This window comes from Acidobacteriota bacterium, assembly GCA_035529075.1.
Taxonomy (GTDB): Bacteria; Zixibacteria; MSB-5A5; order GN15; family FEB-12; genus DATKXK01.
On record DATKXK010000009.1, the window covers coordinates 87,605 to 106,245 of the forward strand.

The following is an 18,641-nucleotide window of genomic DNA, read 5'->3' on the forward strand; positions in this document are numbered from 1 at the left end:
CACGGGCCGCGTTACTGGCACACGGGGGTCGGGGAGAAGTCTGAGAACAAGTAATCGATGAGCACCCCCAGGTCGCTGATGTCGACAATGCCGGCGGTGTCTGAGTCAAGGTTGGCCTCGGCGGGGCAGCAAAGGGGCGGGTGGCTGATGAAAAGGTAATCAATAAGGGTCGTCAGATCTCCCACATCGATGACGTGTTTCGGGTCGCAGTCTATATTGCCGGTCAACCCGATACAGCAGGACGGGTCGGGGAGGAACCGGACGGCCACGGGTTCGCCGGTCGCGAAGAAACCGGTCCGGCCGTTCCAGAAGACGGTCGTGTGAAAGGGCAATTGGTAATTACCCGGCAATGTGCTGGTGATTCTCATTTCAAGGCGCACGGTATCCCCCGTGCCGACGTCACCTGAACCCATGCCGGGATCGCCCGGATCATCGACAACCCAGTACCACGTGGTGAAGCCGCTGATAATCGGGTTACCCGCAGCGCGTTGCATCGAGTGTGCTATATCCGTGCCGTTTCGCGTGAGTGAACTGGAGACAATCGTGAACCGGGGGGACAGGTTATCGGAGAAGTACAGCCCGCTGAGGGTAAACGCCTCGCCGTTCGTGAGAATCCGTGCGATCACGAGCGTATCGCCGACCTCCAGCAGCGAAGCGCTGAGCTCGTACCGATGCGAGAGGTTATACCCCGGCGGATGGATTTGCTCGCCTGTCTGCAGGCTCCCCGCCGAGGCACACTGTGCGATCAGCACGAGAACAGGTAACAACATCTTCAACAGCGCTCTCATCATTTATTAAGCGAACACCCGGCCGGTCGTGCCGGTTCCCGTAGGCGCGTGTGACGCGATGAAGCCGTGTGAAGGCGAGCCGTCTGACGGACCCATGGCCGCGAGCTGCCGTCCTTCAGCTGCCCGGTCGGTCAAGCTAAGTTGTTGGCATAAAAGGCGGGTTAGTCCGTGGTGGGGGTGTGTGCAGAGTGATCAGACGGCGCCGGCCGTGCGTCGAGGCTATCTACGCGGGCCTTGACTTCACACGCGGCGAGCGGCCGATCAGGGCGCGAATCAATTCGCTTAGAAAGCCGTAGCCGAGTCCCAGGTGAATGGCAGGGTATATCAGGAGCCCGAGCGGCAGATAAACCAGGCCGTTCCTGACGGCCACCGATGCGGACGCGGCCAGGACGATCAGCAGGTACAGCCCGTACAGGAGAAGAAAGAGATATCCGAACGGGCGGAGAACAATGGAGAGCAGGGGGAGCGCTACCAGTCCGGCTGTAAACAGCACCGGGATCAGGGTCCCCGGTGACAGGGTTTCCGGGTGCTTTCGGGCCAGCCGCATGCGTCCGGTCCCGTACCGGGCCATCTGGCGGAACAGGGCCGACAGTGAGGATCTCGGGTAGTAAAACACCGCCAGTTTCAGGGAGGTGAAGGCCTTAAAACCGGCCTTTGCCACGCGGTAGTTGAATTCGTAGTCCTCGCTGGCGTCAAAGTGCTCATCGAAATAGCCGACCTTCTCAAACACTTCCCGCCTGTACGTGGCGCCCGCGCTGGTCGGATCGACAAGGCACTCCCGGTCAAGATAAATGGTCGAATCCAGCCCGTGCCCGATGGCTGATTTCCTTGCCAGCGAGACCGCCTTCTGAAAGACATTGTTGTGCGGGGTGTCCAGAAACTGCGGCCGGCTGAGGACTGAAACCTCCTTCTCGCCGAGCAACCGGGCGACGTTCTTCAGGAGCTGATCATTGTCGATATACGTGTGGCCGTCGATGTAGGTGATGATGTCGCCAGTGGCGTTTCGGGCGCCGATGTTGCGGGCCGCCGATGACAGGCGTTTCGCGTTGTGCAGCAGCTTCACGCGCGGGTCGGCAGCGGCGATTTGCCGGACCACCTCGGCGGTGCCGTCGTCCGAGTCACCGTCAACGACGAGCACCTCAAGCCGGTCCTGCGGGTAGTCCTGCTCCAGCACGTAACGGACCGTCTGCGCAATGAATTTCTCCTCATTCCGTATGGGAACAACAACCGTGATTGTGGGGTAATCATCCACTGCCGGGTTCCTTTTGAGAGACCGATCCTCGACGCCGACAGTTGGCAGCCGCCGGGCGTGATTATAGTAAAGCCCTCCCACCACGGGTGGTCAAGCAGATAGTTGATGCTGCGGCGCTTCCCGGTGACGGGCCGATTGAGGCGTTTGACTTCTGGCGGAAAACCGGTATTTTCCCTGGCACGTGCTGATGCCGGGAGACCTCGCCGGTCGCCCGGATGACCGCCACCTTAGCGAGGGCTGCCGTGTACCGGTTATTTGTGGCCATAGATTTTCCCGCGTGGATCAACGAGCAGCTCAGGGCGATCTGTTTCGGTTTGCCGAGGGTGCGGTGGGTGACGGAAAGCCAGATGCACCTGACTCTTCGTTTCATAGGCGAGGTCGACGGCGGCGTATTCCGTGACGTCCAGGAGGCGCTCCAGTCGATTGAAGCAGAGCCGTTTTCGGTAACGCTTCAGGGGCTGGGCTTTTTCCCTCCCCGGCGGAACCCAGAGATTCTGTGGGTGGGGGTCGCTTCTAACCCGGTGCTGGTTCGCCTTCGTAACAAAGTCGAATCCACCCTGGTGCGCTCCGGCCTGGCGCCTGAAGGGCGCAAGTTCTCGGCTCACGTGAGGATTGCCACGATTAAAGACACTCCGGCCGGGCGTTTGGCGCAGTATCTTGCGGTCAACAACCTGTTCAAAACTGATCCGTTCAGGGTTGACCGCTTTTCCCTTTACTCCAGTTACCTGGCTTCAGAGGGTGCTATCCATAACCAGGAGGCGGTTTACGAATTGCGCGGCAGGAGGAGCCTGAAGGAATGAAGAGCTTGCGTAAGGAACTGTGGTTCAGCACTCCCACTCGACGAGCCTTTGTGAACATCACCCCCGAGGTCGATAAGTGCGTCAGTGAAAGCGGAGTGCAGGAGGGACTGGTCCTGGTAAACGCCATGCACATCACGGCCTCGGTGTTTATCAACGATGACGAGAAAGGCCTGCACGAGGATTACGAGGCGTGGCTCGAGCAACTTGCGCCCCATGAGCCGGTATCGCGGTACCGGCACAACCTGACCGGCGAGGACAACGGCGACGCCCACCTCAAGCGGCAGGTGATGGGCCGCGAAGTGGTGGTCGCGATCACGGGCGGCGAACTCGACTTCGGTCCCTGGGAGCAGATATTTTACGGGGAATTCGACGGCCGCCGTCGTAAGCGCGTACTGGTGAAGATAATCGGAGAATAGCGAGGAAGCGCCGGCAGAGCTCCCTCGGCGCTGCCGGCGTGAATTCGAAACCGGTAAGTAAGGCAGTAACCACACAGGAAAACCTACCATGATTTTCAGAAAACTACACCGGCCGGCCTGGCTGGGCCTGGTGGTCTCGTGTCTGCTCGCGATCGCTCTGTTACGGGCGGAGCAGTTGACGCCTCCGGCGGCTAAAACCGAACTCACGGCTGACACCATCTTCGATACCGTCCTTACGGACGAGTACTCCTGGTTGCGGGGTAAGGAGAAACCGGAAGTAATCGACTACCTGAAGGCCGAAAACGCATACACGGCAGCGGTCATGAAACACACCGAACCGCTCCAGGAAAAGCTGTACGCGGAGATGAAGGCCCGTATCAAGGAAACCGACCTGTCCGTTCCCGTCAGACACGGCGACTTTTACTACTACGATCGCATGGAAGAAGGCAAGCAGTATCGGATTTACTGCCGCAAGAAGGGTTCGCTTGACGCTCAGGAGCAGGTGCTTCTGGACGTCAATGTGCTTGCCGAAGGCAAGTACTTCATGGATATCGGGCCGTACGCTGTCAGTCCTGACCACTCGCTCCTGGCCTACGGCACGGACGACGACGGCTCTGAACGGTATAGCCTGCGGATCAAGGACCTTGATTCGGGCGAGCTTTACCCGGACGCCATCGAAAACGTCACCAGCGACGTGGTTTGGGCCAACGACAACCAAACGTTGTTCTACACGGTACCGGACGACGCCTGGCGGCCGTACCGTCTGTACCGGCACCGGCTCGGGGCAGATCCTTCTGAAGACACGCTCGTTTATGAGGAGGATGACGACGCCTTCTGGCTGGGCATCGAAAGGACCAAGTCCGACGTATACCTGCTGCTGGAGGCGGGAAGCCAGACCTCGACGGAGATACGCTTTCTCAGGGCGGATGATCCGTACGGCCGGTTTCGACTGATTCATCCCCGGCAACCCAAAATGGAATACGGCGCAGCGCACCACGGTGACCGTTTTTACATCTGGACAAATGAGGAGGCCACGAACTTCAAGCTCCTTTCGGCGCCGGTTGATGATCCCCGAAAAGAAAACTGGGTAGAACTGATCCCCCACCGTGACAGCGTCAAGATTGACGGCGTCGAGATGTTCGCTGACTTCATGGTCGTCTACGAACGCAAGAACGGTTTGAAGGCCATGCGCGTGACGGACCTTGCGGCCGACGAGACTCACTACGTGACGTTTCCCGAGCCGGTGTATACTTTCTACGGTCACGACAATCCTGAATTCAGGAGCGAGACCGTGCGCCTGACCTATACGTCACTGATTACCCCGAATTCAATCTACGACTACAACATGCGCACCAGGGAGCGGGAGCTCAAGAAGCGGAAGGAGGTGTTGGGTGGGTACGATCCCGGTGCCTACGAGTCGAAACGTCTTTTCGCCACGACGTGCGACAGCACGCGTGTCCCCATCTCCCTGGTTTACCGGAAGGGCCTGGTCACGGACGGCGACAATCCGACCCTTCTGTACGGTTACGGGGCGTACGGGATAAGCATGGATCCGTGGTTTTCGACCAATCGCATCAGCTATCTTGACCGGGGGTTTGTCTGGGCCGTTGCCCACGTTCGCGGTGGCGGGGAGATGGGGCGGCGGTGGTACGAGGACGGCCGGTTGTTGAACAAGAAGAACACGTTCACCGACTTCATCGCCTGTGCCGAATACTTGATCGAGCAGAAGTACACGCGACCGGAGAAGCTTGCGGTCGCGGGCGGAAGCGCGGGCGGCTTGTTGATCGGCGCGGTTGTGAACGTGCGATCCGATCTGTTTCAGGCGGTGGTGGCCGACGTTCCGTTCGTCGACATCATGAACACGATGCTGGATGAATCGATTCCGCTGACGGTTATCGAGTATGATGAATGGGGCAACCCGAACGTCGAGGAGTATTTCCGGTACATGTTGTCTTACTCTCCGTACGACAACGTGCGGCCGAAAAACTACCCGAATCTGCTGATAACGGCCGGGATCAACGACACTCGCGTCCACTACTGGGAACCGGCCAAGTGGACGGCCAGGCTGCGCGCCGTGAACACCGGGTCCAACCGCCTTCTGCTGAAGACAAACATGGGAGCCGGCCACAGCGGCGCTTCGGGCAGGTACGACTACTTGAGAGAGATTGCCTTCGAATACGCCTTCGTACTTGACTGCCTCGGCATCACTGAGTGAGATCAACAACGGCGATCGTAACGAAATACGCCCGGCTTCGGCCGGGCGTATTTTTCTCGTCTATGCGGGCGTACGGCAGCCGGGGCGGGGTCGTTACGTCTCCGCCCGCTGCACCTCCAGCGAGACGGAGAGGCGGCTCGGACCGTCGGTGTCAACCGTCACCGGCACGAGGATTCGCACATTGTCGAGCAGACAGACACTTGACTCGCCTTGGCAGTAGTACACGACGGCTTCAAGCGTCAGATCGCTCGTTCCGCTTGCTGTTCGGGCAGGCAGGCTGAAGGGAAAGCTGATGGTTTCCCCGTCGTTGCGGGCGAATTGAACGACATCCTCGTCGCTGGACTGCCAGTGAAGAAGGGTAGGTGCTCCCGGGGCCAGTTTGCAGCCGCCCGGCAGGTTCACATCGACCGTAATTTCCGCGCTTCCCGCGCGCAGCCGGTGGGGAGCCAGCCGGACTATCCGACCCGCGAACCGGGGCGATGACGGGCGCTCGAATCGTTCCAGTCCGGTAAGGACCAGCGTCCGCACCTGCCTGCTTTCCATGTTCAATACGCGTATCTGATGGTTATTGGCGTCGGCGATAAACAGCTCGTCATCCAGAGTTGTGATGCCGCTCGGTTCATTGAAGCGTGCCTCGTCGGCGGGACCGTCGGTCAGACCGTGCTCACCGGTGCCCGCATATGTAGTACTGGTTCGAGTCTCCGGGTCGACGACCTTGACTCTGGCATTGTAGGTGTCAGCGACGTAGAGGAGCCCGTCCTTATATACGACACCAAGGGGGTGCTGGAGCCGCGCCTCTTCCCAGCCACCGTCGACATCACCGAACTCGAAGAGGGCATGGCCGATAATCGTTTCCACAGTGCCATCGGGTGCAATTGAGGCTGACCGTATGGATGAGACTTCACTGTCAGCGAAGTACAATTTCGTGCCGTCCGTCGTAATGCCGCTGGGTTGAGCCAGGGCGGCGTCCGGCAACGGCCCGTCAAGGCGATCCTCGCGGCCTGAGCCGGCGTGCGGCGCTGCTTCCATGGTGTGCAAGTCAGCCACCCAGATTTGATGCGGTCCGGCCATGGCAATAAACAGCTTGCCATCGTGCGCCACGAGATCCCACGGTGAGTTCAGGGCGACCCCGGTGGCGATCCCTCCGACATTTGACCGTCGGGCCTGTTTGCCGGTTCCCAGTACGGTGCGGACTGTTCGCTTTTTCAGATCCGCCGCACGGATAAGGTGGTTTTCCGTGTCGGCAATATACAGAATGTCGCCGACGAGACAGGTCCCCTGTGGGTGGAAGAACGCGGCCTCTTCAAAGGTGCCGTCTCCTGACCCGTTGGAGCCGCTGCCAATGACATCGGCCACCGCACCGGTCCTGTCCGCCACAATGATGCGGTTGTGATTGGAATCGCTTATGAAGAGCCGTTTGCCTCGTGTGTCGGCCTTGACTTTGCCGGGGAAAAGCAGGGCTGTCGGCTCCGTGCCTTCGCCGACGGACAACGGCTCCATTGCGCTCCGTTTCAGTTCGCCTTTCCTGTCGAAGTATTCGACAGCGCGGGCGATGATCCCGTCAAAAGCGTCAAAGACTCCCTCGCCGGAGTGCGAGCCAATGATCCTGCCGTTCGGGTTGATCAAGACCAGCGTCGGCCAGGCACGTGCGCCGTAGCTGTTCCATATCTCGAATCGGTAATCGTTGACTACCGGGTGCGCGATTTCATAGCGTAAGATTGCCTGCCGGATCTGCTCCGTGTCCTGTTCGTTGGCGAACTTGGCGGAATGAACACCGATTACCACCAGTTCGTCGTTGTATTTCTCTTCCAGTTTTCGCAGGTCGGGCAGCACATGCATACAGTTGATGCAGCAAAACGTCCAGAAATCCAGAAGGACCACCTTGCCGCGAAGCTGCTTGAGAGTCAGGGGGTGGTCGGTATTAACCCATTGAAGGTGCGTCGGGAATTCCGGGGCGGTAACGAGCCCTTCCAACTGCTTGTCTGTCATAAACGCGTCTCCGGGGTCTGACTGCTGCTGGGTATGGCCGCCGGTGCACGAGAGAGTTACGATCAGCACCATCCACGCCGGCGCGTACAAGAACCATCGCAGTGTTACAAATCTACCCATGTGTTTCGCTCCAGTGGTTAGGCAGTCCGTAGCCACTGTAATCGGTGCGGGGTCAGATTTGTTCCCTGTCAGGCAGAAGAACGGCCAGGGCGGCGCCCACAATACCGGCATCGTTGCCCATTCGAGCCGGCACGACGTCCGGTTTGACCGTCAGGTACGGTTTGAAGCGGTCGAAATTCTCGCTCACGCCGCCACCGATGATAATCAGATCGGGTGAGATCAGCTTGTCCATCTCCTGAAGGTACAGGTTCACGCGGGTACCCCAGTCTTCCCAGGAGAGGTCGTCGCTTACCCGGATAGACCCGGCGGCCAGGGCTTCGCCCTCGATCCCCTGCGGCAGGTAGACGTGTCCGAACTCGGTGTTGGGGAACAGTCGTCCGTTGTGAAAGAAAGCGCTGCCGATCCCGGTGCCGAGCGTAATCATAAGCACGGTGCCCCCGGCGGCGTGGTTGCGAGTCCGTCCGGCGCCGAAATGCATCTCGGCCAAACCGGCGGCATCAGCGTCGTTGATCACAACCACCGGGCCGCCGGTCAGTGCGGTTAGTTTCTGACGCACGTTTACGTTCAGCCAGGCGCTCGAGACGTTGGCCGCGGAATTCGCTACGCCGTCCCTGACCACTCCCGGGTAGCCGCAGCCGAGGGGTCCGGACCAACCGAAATGGGCCAGTGTCTCGCTTATGGTGGCCATGACGGTTTCGGGTGTCGAGCTTTCGGTGAGCGGCACGCGATACGGTGCGGCCGACAGGGTGCCGGTTCGGACGTCAACCGGTGCGGCCCTGGTTCCGCTGCCGCCGATGTCGACTCCGAGGACACGTGAAAGCAGTGAGTTGTTTGTTTTCATTCTAATCCTATGCGCCTTGCTCCGCATACAAAAAACGGTCACCCGGGAAGGTGACCGTCTGCCGTCATTGGCCGGGTCAGCCTTCGCCCCGCGAGAGTTGACTCTCCATCATGAGCAGTTGTCCGGGCGTTTCGCACTTCTGAACCAGTTCCAGCATCGCCGTAATCGTCGACACTTCCTCCACCTGTTCTTCGACCTTCCAGTCGATGAACTTGCGAGTGGCGTGGTCGTTCTCGGCCACGGCCAAATCGACAATCTCGTGCACCTGCTTGGTTACTTTCAGTTCGTGCTGCTGTGCCGCCTTGATGATCTCCTCGACCGACGCGTACTTCGCCTTGGGTTCGGGCAGTGGCTGGAGAATTACTTCCGCTCCCTGGTCGAGCAGGTAGCCGGCAATCTTCGTGGCATGCCCCTTCTCCTCGTCCGCCTGGGCGAAGAACCACTGGGCGAAACCCTTGAAGCCCATCGATTCGAAAGAATAGGCCATGGCAAGATATGACCAGAAGGCAAAGAACTCGTTTTTGACCTGCTCGTTCAGGCGAGCGGCCATCTTGTCCGAAATCATCTTCATGAGACCTCTCCGTTTTTGCAGTTGTAAAGCGCGATACTAATTGGATAAACCTTGATTGAGTGAAACAGTTCCTAATTTCCATTCCTTGAGCCGAAAAAGCAAGGACATAATCGAGAAGCGCGGTGGCAGTCGGGAGTATCGGCTTCCTGCTACGGAGCAGGAGGAGTCCCCCGGAACGCGGGATCAGGCGGACGCCTACTTGATCAACACCATTTTCTTGGTCTGTACCGCTGTGCCGGTTACCAGGCGGTAGAAGTAAACACCGGAGGTGACCACGTTGCCCGAGGCATTGCAGCCGTCCCACACCACGGAGCTTGTGCCCGCCGGCACGGAGGCAAACACCCACTCGGCGACTTTGCGGCCGAGCACGTTGAAAATAGTCAGGCGAGCCGGGGAACGGTTCGACACGGCAAACTCAATGGTGGTTGAAAGGTTGAAGGGGTTAGGGTAGTTTTGCGCCAACCGAAGGCCGGCCGGCAGCGGAGGCTCGTCGTCCTCCGGCACCGCTGTCATCTGGTCGGCGTAGGCTTTAAGGACATAGATATCCGATCCGCCCGCCGTGTATGAGTATGAATAACCGATCAGGCAGAAAGAGCCTGTCTGGGTTACGAGGTTGCGGCAGAAATCAGAATAGCGGCCTCCGTAGGTCTGTGTCCATACCGGCACTCCGGCCGGGTCGGTTCGAACGACGTAGCAGTCAATCTTACCGTTTCCGAATGACTCGGTCGTTCCCGCAAGAATGTAGCCGCCGTCCGCCGTGCACCGTACGGCGTACGCCCGGTCGTCCTTGGCGCCGCCGTAAGCCTCCTGCCACTGGACGAAACCATCGGCATCGGTTTTCAGCAGGTACGCGTCAGTATAGCCGAGTCCGAAGGAGGCGCTGGCGCCAACAAAGACATACCCATCGTCGGAGGTCCCCTCAACCGAGTAGCCAAAGTCCGCCTTGCTGCCGCCGTACGCCGCGGCCCACAAGGAATCACCGGCAGCGTCGGTTCTCACAACGTAGAGGCTGCTGTACCCTTCGCCGAACGACCCGGTCGAACCGACGGCGATATAGCCTCCCTGCGCGGTCACGCGGACGGCCGAACCCGACTCGCCGCCGGCTCCGCCATAGGTCCGGGTCCACTGAACGTTGCCGTTGGCATCCGTCTTGACCAGGTACAGATCGGCGTATCCGGCACCGGAAGAATTGGTGGTGCCGCAGATGATGTATCCGCCGTCACCGGTTTGACGTACCGAGTGCCCCTCGTCGAGTTCCGTTCCACCGTAAGTTCGCGACCACAGAAGCTCACCCAGCGAATCGAGCCTGATGAGATAAACGTCGCCCTTGCCAAGCCCGTACGACTGAGTGACTCCGACGATAACAAACCCGTTGCCGGCCGCCGGCTGGATATCGAAGCCGTAGTCGGCGGCGGCGCCCCCATAGTGCCGTGTCCAGATCGTGTCCCCGAAGGAGTTGAGCCGCAGGAGGTATATGTCGTGGTCACCGTCACCGAATGAGTAGGTGGCACCCAGGACCGCGTACCCGCCGTCAGGCAGGCTGCACGCGGAGTGGCCCTGTTCGTTGTAGATGCCGCCGTAGTTGGTTGACCAGACGACGCCCTGTGCCTTCACTCCGGAAGCGCCGGCAACAAGCAGGATTGCCGAAACGAGCGTACAAAAGAGCTTTCGGCCGAACGCGGTAATCATCGCCTTAGATCCTATCTGCATGACTGCTGTTCTTTTTTTGAACAGCCTCTGCTACCTGAAGTATCGGCCGGCCGTCGGACTACTTTAGTTTCTTTCGTGATCCAGGTGCTGATTCCCGGCGAGCCGGGCACGGCACTCTCAGAATCTCTCCACAGCGTATAGCGGTCAGCCCACACGGGCCCCCGGACCTGACCGGGCGGAGCCGCTCAGATCCCGACCTAATCCGTTTGCTGTCAATGGGATAGCCCACGCCAGGGCGGGTGGCATCGGCCTTGCTCTGTCACTGTTTCAGGTAGACTGTGGTTCGGATGCAAGAGAGGAGATCGTGATGTCCAGACAGTCTTTGGCGGTGTTGGTGCCGGTCGCAATAGTGTTGGGGCTCGCGGTAGAGCGGGTGCCGGCGCAGGAATCGGCGGCCATCCAGGCTACCGCTTCGGTGACTACCACCTTGTCGATCACCGGGACCCAGAACCTGCGTTTTAACGTGGTTACGCCGGGGATCAACAAAACCGTGGACAAGTCGACCATTGGGCAGGCCGGCGAATGGGCCATCTCGGGAACGGTCAACTCCGAGATAACGCTCAATTTTACGCTGCCGGACTCCCTGCAGCACGCCCTCCAGCCGGTCGGAATGAACATCGGCTTCAACGCCATAGACGCTTCCTTCGATGACGGCACGGGTGGCGGGCAGACGTTGCCCTCGGGGGTCCTGAATCCAAACGGCCCCAGCGCCGAGCGCTTGGGTCCGCTGGGCACGATGACCGTCTGGATCGGCGGCACCGTCTTCCCCGACATTTCCCAGACGGGCGGCAACTACGCCTCCGATGTTGTCCTGACGGTAGCGTACACGGGCAGTTGACGGCGGCCCTGCCGGCGACATCACAGGCCGTTTTTTGGGCGGCGCGGGCGCGCCGAGGCCAATCGGGTATTGACAATATCCGGATTCGCGGTATCTTGAGGTGTACCTGTCTGTTTACACCTCGATACCGTTGTGATTCGAATAAACAGTATATGCCTTTGTGCGGCGGTGGCGATCCTGCTGTTTTTCCCGGCCTTATCCTCGCCGGCCGGGCCTGTGAACGCCGGAGCGTCGGCGGCCATCAGCGCCTCAGCCACGGTGGTGCCGCCACTCGGTTTGATCGTCAGCGAGGCCTCACCGTCTCAGTCCGAAGATGCCGTGGGCCTGATGCCGACTGTCGGGGTTCGGGAATCCGGCACCGGCGCGCTTCTCGTTCGCTTTCCTCCGGGGAGTTCCTGGCTGCTTTGGCTGGAAGCTGACAAACGCCCGGTCCGGTGCTTCCCGAGGGGAGACGCCCCGGAATCGCACGAGTGCAGTCGGCCCGCCCTCAAAGCAGGCTCTGCGGAGGCAGCTGTCGATACGGCGGCTCTTCTCAGGTTGGTACCGCCCGGTACTTCCGACGTTACCGTAACGGTGATCGCCACGGAGAACTGACCGGCCGGCCGAGGCCTGTTAAACCTTGACGTCGTCGTCGCGGCATCGGTAGCTTGCCTTGTGTTTCCGCGCGGTTGGGTTATGAACGTGGGCCGGTGTTTCCTCGGCGTTCTGGTGGTCATGGGGCTGACCACGTCTGATTCGGCCGGTCAGAACGCCACGAGCATCGCCGGTCTCGCTTTCGGCAACGTGTTTCCCGGTGTTCCCAAGGTAGTATCCAAGTACACGGCCGGGGCGGCGGCGGAATTCCTGATAACCGGCACCGCCGGCGACGAGGTTTCGATTGATTTCACTCTCCCGACCTATATGAACATGAACGGCTTCAACATGCAGCTGGTTTTCCAGGACATGGACTGCGCCATGGATTCCAGCGCCTCCCCGGACCAGAGTAATCCGGGGTATGACGATCTTGACCCGTGGGACGTGATTACGTACCGGCTTGGCTCGAGCGGCCTGACCGTCTGGCTGGGGGGCATGCTGGTGCCGAAGATCGGGCAGCCGCCCGGCGATTACTCGGCCGTTATCGTTCTTACCGTGGCCTACACCGGCAGTTGACGATCTCCTTCTCCTTTGGGCTTTGTTCAATCTTGAGGCATACTCTGCCGGTACGCCTGCTTTCTTGCGCCGCCGGGTAATTGAGACTTTCCGGGCGGGCGAATATACAAGGAAAGGCAAGAAAAAGATCGCCTGCGGTTTTTCCTGTAGAACTGACGGAGAGGAAGATGAAAAATAGACATGACCGGAACCGCCGCCTTCGTTCGGTGCTGCTGGTTGCAGCGATCCTGCTGGTGTTCTTCAGCCGGCCCGGTTTTGGGCAGGACGTGGCCAACGGTCAGGCCACGGCAACCGTGCTGGCCGGTCTCGTCGTGACCGCCGTTCAGGACCTTCAGTTCGGAAATGTCCTTCAGGGTGTTGCCAAGTCGACCCCGAACAACGACGACGCCAATTCCGGCATATTCTCCGTGGCCGGTGCCACCGGGGCGGGCATTTCCGTATACCTGACGCTGCCCGATTACATGGCTTTGCCGGACGGTTCCGACCGCATGACAATTGCCTTTTCGAGCACGGATGCCATTGTGGACACGAACGCGACGTCACCGGCGACGGTGGTGGCAGGCGACGGCTGGCTCGATGTCAACCCGCGAGACCTGGGCAGCCTGCCGCCGACCGGCGTAGTCATCGGCAGTGCCACCAGCCAGACGAACCTGTACCTTGGCGGCAGGGTGACGCCCGCTATTGACCAGGCCGCGGGCAACTACGCGGCCGACATTATCTGCACTGTTGCCTACAACGGCACCTGAGCGCTCACACCGCTTGCAGCCTGCAACGGGGAGCGGTCAGGCTCCCCGTTTCCTTTCATCACATCCTTCTAGTTGACTGGTATTGGGCGGGTTACGCTGTGAACTTCCCCGCGTCACACGGGCGAAGTGGGGAGTCCTCCGGGCACCGCCGGTTGAAACAGCGTGGTCTGGCCCGGGTCCCACACGGGTGGCTCGCCGCGTCGCACTCTGCGAAAAAAACCGATTCCCCCTGTTAAGATTCTGAACTGCATGACGATTAAACAACTACACAAATGGCGTAAACAGAAACAGTTCATTCTGTTCGCAGAATGAACATCGGAACGAGGATAGTTATGAGCAAGCTGTCAAGACCGCTATTGATGGCGAGAACTTTCGCACTCCTGGCTGCCGCAGCCGTCTGCCTGGGGCCTGCTGCCGTTTTTGCGCAGGACGTGGCAGTTGGTTCGGCGACGGCGACGGTTCAGGCGGTACTGCAGGTGCAGGCGACGGCAGCGCTCGCTTTTGGCACCGTTTTCCAGGGGATTCCCAAATCCATCGCCAACAGCGCCGCGGATGCCGGGGTGTTTACGATTACCGGGGAGGGGGGTGCAGGTATATCCGTATATATGCAGCTTCCCGACTACCTGGCCACGGCCACCGGTGATGACCGCATGGTCATCTCGTTCGGCACCACCGACGCCTCGGTTGACTCGACCGTTAACGTCAATCCAGCCGCATTCGGAAGTGGTTGGCAGGACGTCGACCCGCACAACTTCCCCAATACCATAACGGTCGGTACTGCGGGACAGAATCAGAGCGCGATTTTCCTCGGGGGCAAAGTGATCCCGTCGGTCGATCAGGCGGCGGGCGCATACTCGGGCGATGTCGTGCTGACCGTGGCTTACAACGGGTCGTAGGCGGTCTAAACCGATGAAAGACACAGCAAACTAAGCGGGTAAACATAACAGTGCGGGGCGGGATCGCCCCAACAGGGAGAAATCTATGAGAACGCATTCACGGATGAGACTGACGGGGCTGCTCCTGGTGGCCGCGGGATTCGTGTTGCTGGCCGTGCCGAACACCGGGCTGGCCCAGGACGTCGCCAACGGTTCGGCGACGGCGACGGTGCAGTCGGCGCTGGTCGTGACGGCTCCCGGTACGTTGACGTTTGGTACCGTATATCAGGGAGTACCGAAGTCGGTCGCCAACAACGTGGCCGAGGCGGGCAGGTTCCTGATCACGGGACAGGGGCTGGCCGGGATCGCCGCGTACATGCAGCTACCGGACTACCTGTCCACCGCGACCGGTGATGACCGGATGGTGATCGCTTTTGGCGCCACCGATGCCTCGATCGACTCAACTGGTAATGTCGATCCCACGACGTTCGGCGTAGGCTGGCAAGACGTCGATCCACACAACCTTCCGGACTGCGTCGTCGGCGGTCTCGGCACCACCAATATTTTCCTGGGAGGTTCCGTCATTCCGTCGGTCGATCAGGCTGCCGGCGCATACACGGCCGACATTATATTGACCGTCGCCTACACGGGGACCTAATTTGAAAATTCAGTCCTGAACTGATAACGACCCATTCGGAACCGGCATGGATTGCCGGTTCCGACCGGGTTGGGAACCTCAACCGTAGCATAGGATGGCCGGACATGAAACCGCTTGAAAGATTGATTCCCCGCAGCACAGCGCCGGGACTGCGGGGATTTGTTGTCTTCTGCCTGATGCTTCTGGTGCCGCTGTTCGACGCGGCGGCCGGAGTTCTGGTCGCGCCAACCATCGTTTTCATATCGAGCAAGCAGCGGACCGGTCGTTTGACCGTTCAGAACCCCACCGACACGCCCAAGGAAATCACGATCAGGTTCAGCTTCGGCTTACCCGTGTCGGACAGCCTCGGCCAGGTACACATAGCCCTTCAGGACAGCGCCGTCACGGACCCGCATTCGGCGCTGGGCTGGGTAAAAGCGTTTCCGCGAAAGCTCATTCTCCCGCCGAGCGGAGAGCAGATCATCCGCTTTGTGGCGAGTCCGCCGGCCGACCTTCCCGAGGGAGAGTACTGGGCCCGGATTGTCGTGCAATCACGCGAAGCAGAAACGGCCGTGCCGCCGGCGAGCGAGGAGGGCATAATCACGACCCGACTCAACATGGTGATGCAGACGGCGATGATGCTGAAGTTCCGGAAGGGAAATCTTGTGTCTCAACTCGAGGTCACGGGAATGGAGGTGCGCCGTGACTCGGGCAACGTCGAGGTTACGGTCGACATGACCAGCCAGGGGAATGCCTCCTACGTGGGGCTGCTAAACTGCCGGCTGCTGGATGCCGACAACCGGGAGTTGAGCAGCCAGTCGGTGCAACTTGCCGTCTACTACAGTCTGCGGCGGCGAGTCTTCCTGCCCGTAACCGGGTCCGATTTCAAGGAACCGTATCACGTGGAACTCGCTATCAGCACCAGGGGCCGCACCGATATTGCGGCCGAGGACATGATCCACGGCAACAATATCATGCTGACCCAAACGCCGGAATAGCGTGGTTTCCGGAACGGCGGTGACGTGCCATGGAACGGCATAGCGCAAGACGAAGACCGGGGGCCGGGATACTGGCGGTAACCGCCGCCGTTCTGTGCCTGGGGGCATCAACGGTGCCGGCGCAGGAACCCTCCTTCGAAGAGATCGTGGTCAGTTTCGAGGTTCCCCGGCTGTTGCAGCAGGACGTCTTCGTGCAGTACGACGGCCGGACCGTCTACCTGCCGGTTGTCGAGATGCTGACCATCCTGGATCTCAGCATTGCCGCCGACTTCACCGAAAAAACCATCTCCGGCTTCGTTATTGACGAGAAGAACCGGTTTCGCATCGACCTGAACACCTTTGAGGTACAGGCACGTGAGGGCGTGTACCATCTGCTGGCCTCCGAGTTTTACATGGGCCGGAGCGATCTCTACGTTCGAGTCGACCTGTTCGAGCAACTGTTCGGTCTGCCCGTGACGTTCGACTTCTCCCTGTTGCGGGTCCTGATGCCCCTAAGCGAGGACCTTCCGGCATACCGCAAGCTTGAACGTCAGGCGAAACGGAAAAAACTCCAGCGCACGAAGGCGGCACTCAATGATGTTCTGAGGCTGGCGCAGGAGCGGGACTACCTCAAGGGTGGCGTCATCGACTGGGTCGTGGGAGCCAATCCGCTCGAACGCGACGGGCAGTACTATGATCTCAGTATGGGCGGCATGGTGCTCGGGGGCGACGCCTACATCGGTATGGCCGGCAATTCGCGAAGTCGTTTTGACACCGATCGTTTCACCGGCCGCTGGCACTACTTTCTTGACAACGGCCCCTATATAACGCAGGTCGATGTCGGGCATGTTTACTCCACCGGCGCCTTCTCCCGCCGCTTCACCGGCGCCGTGGTCACCAACAGGCCGCAGACGCGCCGGAAGTACTTCCAGACGGTCGAGGTATCCGGGTACGCCGGAGAGAGCTGGGAGGTGGAGCTGTACGTCGATCGCACGCTGGTTGATTTCGTGACGGCCGATGCCCGGGGCGAGTATCATTTTACGCTCGACATCTACTACGGTGCTTCGGTAATGGAGCTGCGGATGTACGGTCCGAACGGCGAGATCCGGACGGAAGAGAGGTACGTTCGCATCCCTCATAACCTGATTCCCGACGGCGAAATCGAGTACACGGTAGCCCTGGGCGAGTCGTCGGTGCGCGAGCAGGCTCGCAACTACGCTCAGGCCAGCGCCTACTACGGGGTGTTTAACCGCCTGACCGCCGGGCTGTCCGCCGACCTGCCGGTAGGCAGCGACAATAAGGAAGACGCGCTGGTCGCCGGCGAGGCGGTGCTGCAACTGGCCAACAACCTGACGGTCAACGGCTCGATTTCTCCCTCGAACGTGGTGACCGGCAGTTTCAGCTTCAGCGAGCCGTCCCGGGTCAACCTGAACGGCAGCTTCAGCAAGTACTTCGAGAACCGGTTCCGCAACCCGCTGCAACAGGATTTCCGCCTTCAGTTCGCCTTTTCGGTTCCGTTGCGCATCAGGGACAAGTATTTCGGTGTGCGCTACTTTGTAGCCGCGGACCGATTTCCCTCTCACACTTCGGTGAACATGAATTTCGGCCTGACGGCATCGCTCAGTCCGGTGCAGGTCAACTACATGGGTCGGTACAAGGTGACGAAGTACGGCTGGCGCAGGGCCAGCAACTTTACCAGCCAGTTGCTGATTTCGCCCCGGTTCCTGCGGTGGTGCCGCCCGCAGTTGCGTCTGGACTACGATCACACGGAGAATCTCCTGGCCAAGTACGGGGTATGGATCAGCAAGCGGCTTTTCCGAACGGGGCAACTGACCCTGTCGTACGAGCGCAACGAGATGGCCAAGGCGAACTCCATCATGCTGACCTTCAATTTCTTCAGCGATTTTGCGCACTTCACCACCAGAGTGCTGCACGCCGCCGGCAACCTGAGCATGAATCAGCTTCAGCGCGGCTCCGTCAGGTACGATCAGGACGACCGCAAGCTGCTGTTTGACCGGACCAACGGCGTCGGCTACGGTACGGCCGTGGTGCGACCGTATCTGGACGGCAACTACAACGGCCGCTACGACCTCGGCGAGGAATATCTTACGGGTCTCCGGGCGCGGATTCCCGGGGTGTCCGGAAGGCCGCGCGGAAAGGACCGGGTGTACTATTACGAGCGGCTGCGCCCCTACGACGAATACCTCCTCCAGATCGACGAGTACAGTCTTGATGACCCGCTGCTCAAGCCGACCAACGAGGCCTACCAGGTAACGCTCAATCCCAACGTGGTCACGCCCATCGATGTGCCGTTGGTGATGGCAGGTGAGCTGTCAGGCCAGGTGCGGCGGCGCCTGGAATACGGCGACGCAGGCATCGGCGGCATGAAGCTGATTGTGGTTAACGTCAGCAAAGATATCATGAGCGAAGTGACGACGTTCGCCGACGGCGACTACTACTACCTGGGCTTGCTGCCCGGATCATACCGCGTGTATATCGACCCCGCGCAGCTTGAGAACTACGGCTATATCACACAGCCGGAGGCACGCGAGTTCAAAGTCACCGTGGCGGAGGGTGGCATGTCAGTGGTGAACATCGATTTTCTGCTGCTGCCGAAAACGCAGACTTCCCGGTAGGATTCACACCGATATGAAAAAAGACCGGCCGTATCGCCGGTCTTTTTCGTTGGCATTGTTTCGGAGCGTGCGCGACGGCGC

The 18,641-nt window shown here is 60.0% G+C and carries 17 protein-coding genes; 11 read left to right on the forward strand and 6 right to left on the reverse strand.

What is annotated here, in order from left to right:
- Positions 1-11: 11 nt before the first annotated feature.
- Together VMY05_02885 and VMY05_02890 are read right to left on the reverse strand one after the other, a co-directional pair.
- Positions 12-788, reverse strand: a complete 777-nt coding sequence (locus VMY05_02885; GenBank protein HUV30027.1) for a hypothetical protein — start codon at positions 786-788, stop codon at positions 12-14.
- A 223-nt stretch (positions 789-1,011) separates the two neighbouring features.
- A complete protein-coding gene (locus VMY05_02890) occupies positions 1,012-2,040 on the reverse strand; it encodes a glycosyltransferase family 2 protein (GenBank protein HUV30028.1) in 1,029 nt (342 codons plus the stop codon).
- Between the two features lie 242 nt (positions 2,041-2,282).
- Here VMY05_02890 and thpR point away from each other — a divergent pair, with 242 nt between their 5' ends.
- The 3 genes from thpR to VMY05_02905 all read left to right on the forward strand — a co-directional run bounded on the left by thpR (position 2,283) and on the right by VMY05_02905 (position 5,471).
- A complete protein-coding gene (gene thpR / locus VMY05_02895; protein HUV30029.1) occupies positions 2,283-2,840 on the forward strand; it encodes an RNA 2',3'-cyclic phosphodiesterase in 558 nt (185 codons plus the stop codon).
- Positions 2,837-3,256 carry a secondary thiamine-phosphate synthase enzyme YjbQ gene (locus VMY05_02900; GenBank protein HUV30030.1) on the forward strand — a complete coding sequence of 140 codons (420 nt, stop codon included), beginning with the start codon at positions 2,837-2,839 and terminating at the stop codon, positions 3,254-3,256. Before thpR ends, VMY05_02900 begins: the two co-directional genes overlap by 4 nt.
- An 88-nt stretch (positions 3,257-3,344) precedes the next feature.
- Positions 3,345-5,471, forward strand: a complete 2,127-nt coding sequence (locus tag VMY05_02905; GenBank protein ID HUV30031.1) for a S9 family peptidase — start codon at positions 3,345-3,347, stop codon at positions 5,469-5,471.
- A gap of 93 nt (positions 5,472-5,564) precedes the next feature.
- Here the strand turns inward: VMY05_02905 and VMY05_02910 are convergent, their stop codons facing one another.
- The 4 genes from VMY05_02910 to VMY05_02925 form a co-directional block, all read right to left on the reverse strand.
- Positions 5,565-7,580 (reverse strand): thioredoxin-like domain-containing protein, encoded by a 2,016-nt coding sequence (locus tag VMY05_02910; GenBank protein ID HUV30032.1) that lies wholly within the window; start codon positions 7,578-7,580, stop codon positions 5,565-5,567.
- 52 nt (positions 7,581-7,632) lie between these two features.
- Positions 7,633-8,421 (reverse strand): ROK family protein, encoded by a 789-nt coding sequence (locus VMY05_02915; protein HUV30033.1) that lies wholly within the window; start codon positions 8,419-8,421, stop codon positions 7,633-7,635.
- 76 nt (positions 8,422-8,497) lie between these two features.
- Positions 8,498-8,992 (reverse strand): ferritin, encoded by a 495-nt coding sequence (locus VMY05_02920; protein ID HUV30034.1) that lies wholly within the window; start codon positions 8,990-8,992, stop codon positions 8,498-8,500.
- A gap of 195 nt (positions 8,993-9,187) precedes the next feature.
- Positions 9,188-10,702 carry a T9SS type A sorting domain-containing protein gene (locus tag VMY05_02925; protein HUV30035.1) on the reverse strand — a complete coding sequence of 505 codons (1,515 nt, stop codon included), beginning with the start codon at positions 10,700-10,702 and terminating at the stop codon, positions 9,188-9,190.
- A 307-nt stretch (positions 10,703-11,009) separates the two neighbouring features.
- On the opposite strand from VMY05_02925, the gene VMY05_02930 reads away from it, so the two are divergent.
- From VMY05_02930 to VMY05_02965, 8 genes are all read left to right on the forward strand, one after another.
- A complete protein-coding gene (locus VMY05_02930; protein ID HUV30036.1) occupies positions 11,010-11,540 on the forward strand; it encodes a hypothetical protein in 531 nt (176 codons plus the stop codon).
- A 216-nt stretch (positions 11,541-11,756) separates the two neighbouring features.
- Positions 11,757-12,134, forward strand: coding sequence for a hypothetical protein (locus VMY05_02935; GenBank protein HUV30037.1), 378 nt, complete (start codon positions 11,757-11,759; stop codon positions 12,132-12,134).
- A gap of 81 nt (positions 12,135-12,215) precedes the next feature.
- Positions 12,216-12,689 carry a DUF4402 domain-containing protein gene (locus tag VMY05_02940; protein HUV30038.1) on the forward strand — a complete coding sequence of 158 codons (474 nt, stop codon included), beginning with the start codon at positions 12,216-12,218 and terminating at the stop codon, positions 12,687-12,689.
- A 167-nt stretch (positions 12,690-12,856) separates the two neighbouring features.
- Positions 12,857-13,435 (forward strand): hypothetical protein, encoded by a 579-nt coding sequence (locus tag VMY05_02945; protein HUV30039.1) that lies wholly within the window; start codon positions 12,857-12,859, stop codon positions 13,433-13,435.
- Between the two features lie 332 nt (positions 13,436-13,767).
- A complete protein-coding gene (locus VMY05_02950; protein HUV30040.1) occupies positions 13,768-14,331 on the forward strand; it encodes a hypothetical protein in 564 nt (187 codons plus the stop codon).
- 85 nt (positions 14,332-14,416) lie between these two features.
- On the forward strand, positions 14,417-14,968 hold the full coding sequence (locus tag VMY05_02955) for a hypothetical protein (GenBank protein HUV30041.1): 552 nt from the start codon (positions 14,417-14,419) through the stop codon (positions 14,966-14,968).
- A 104-nt stretch (positions 14,969-15,072) separates the two neighbouring features.
- Positions 15,073-15,945 carry a hypothetical protein gene (locus VMY05_02960; protein ID HUV30042.1) on the forward strand — a complete coding sequence of 291 codons (873 nt, stop codon included), beginning with the start codon at positions 15,073-15,075 and terminating at the stop codon, positions 15,943-15,945.
- Positions 15,946-15,974: 29 nt separating this feature from the next.
- Positions 15,975-18,560, forward strand: a complete 2,586-nt coding sequence (locus VMY05_02965) for a hypothetical protein (protein HUV30043.1) — start codon at positions 15,975-15,977, stop codon at positions 18,558-18,560.
- The last annotated feature ends 81 nt before the right edge of the window (positions 18,561-18,641 follow it).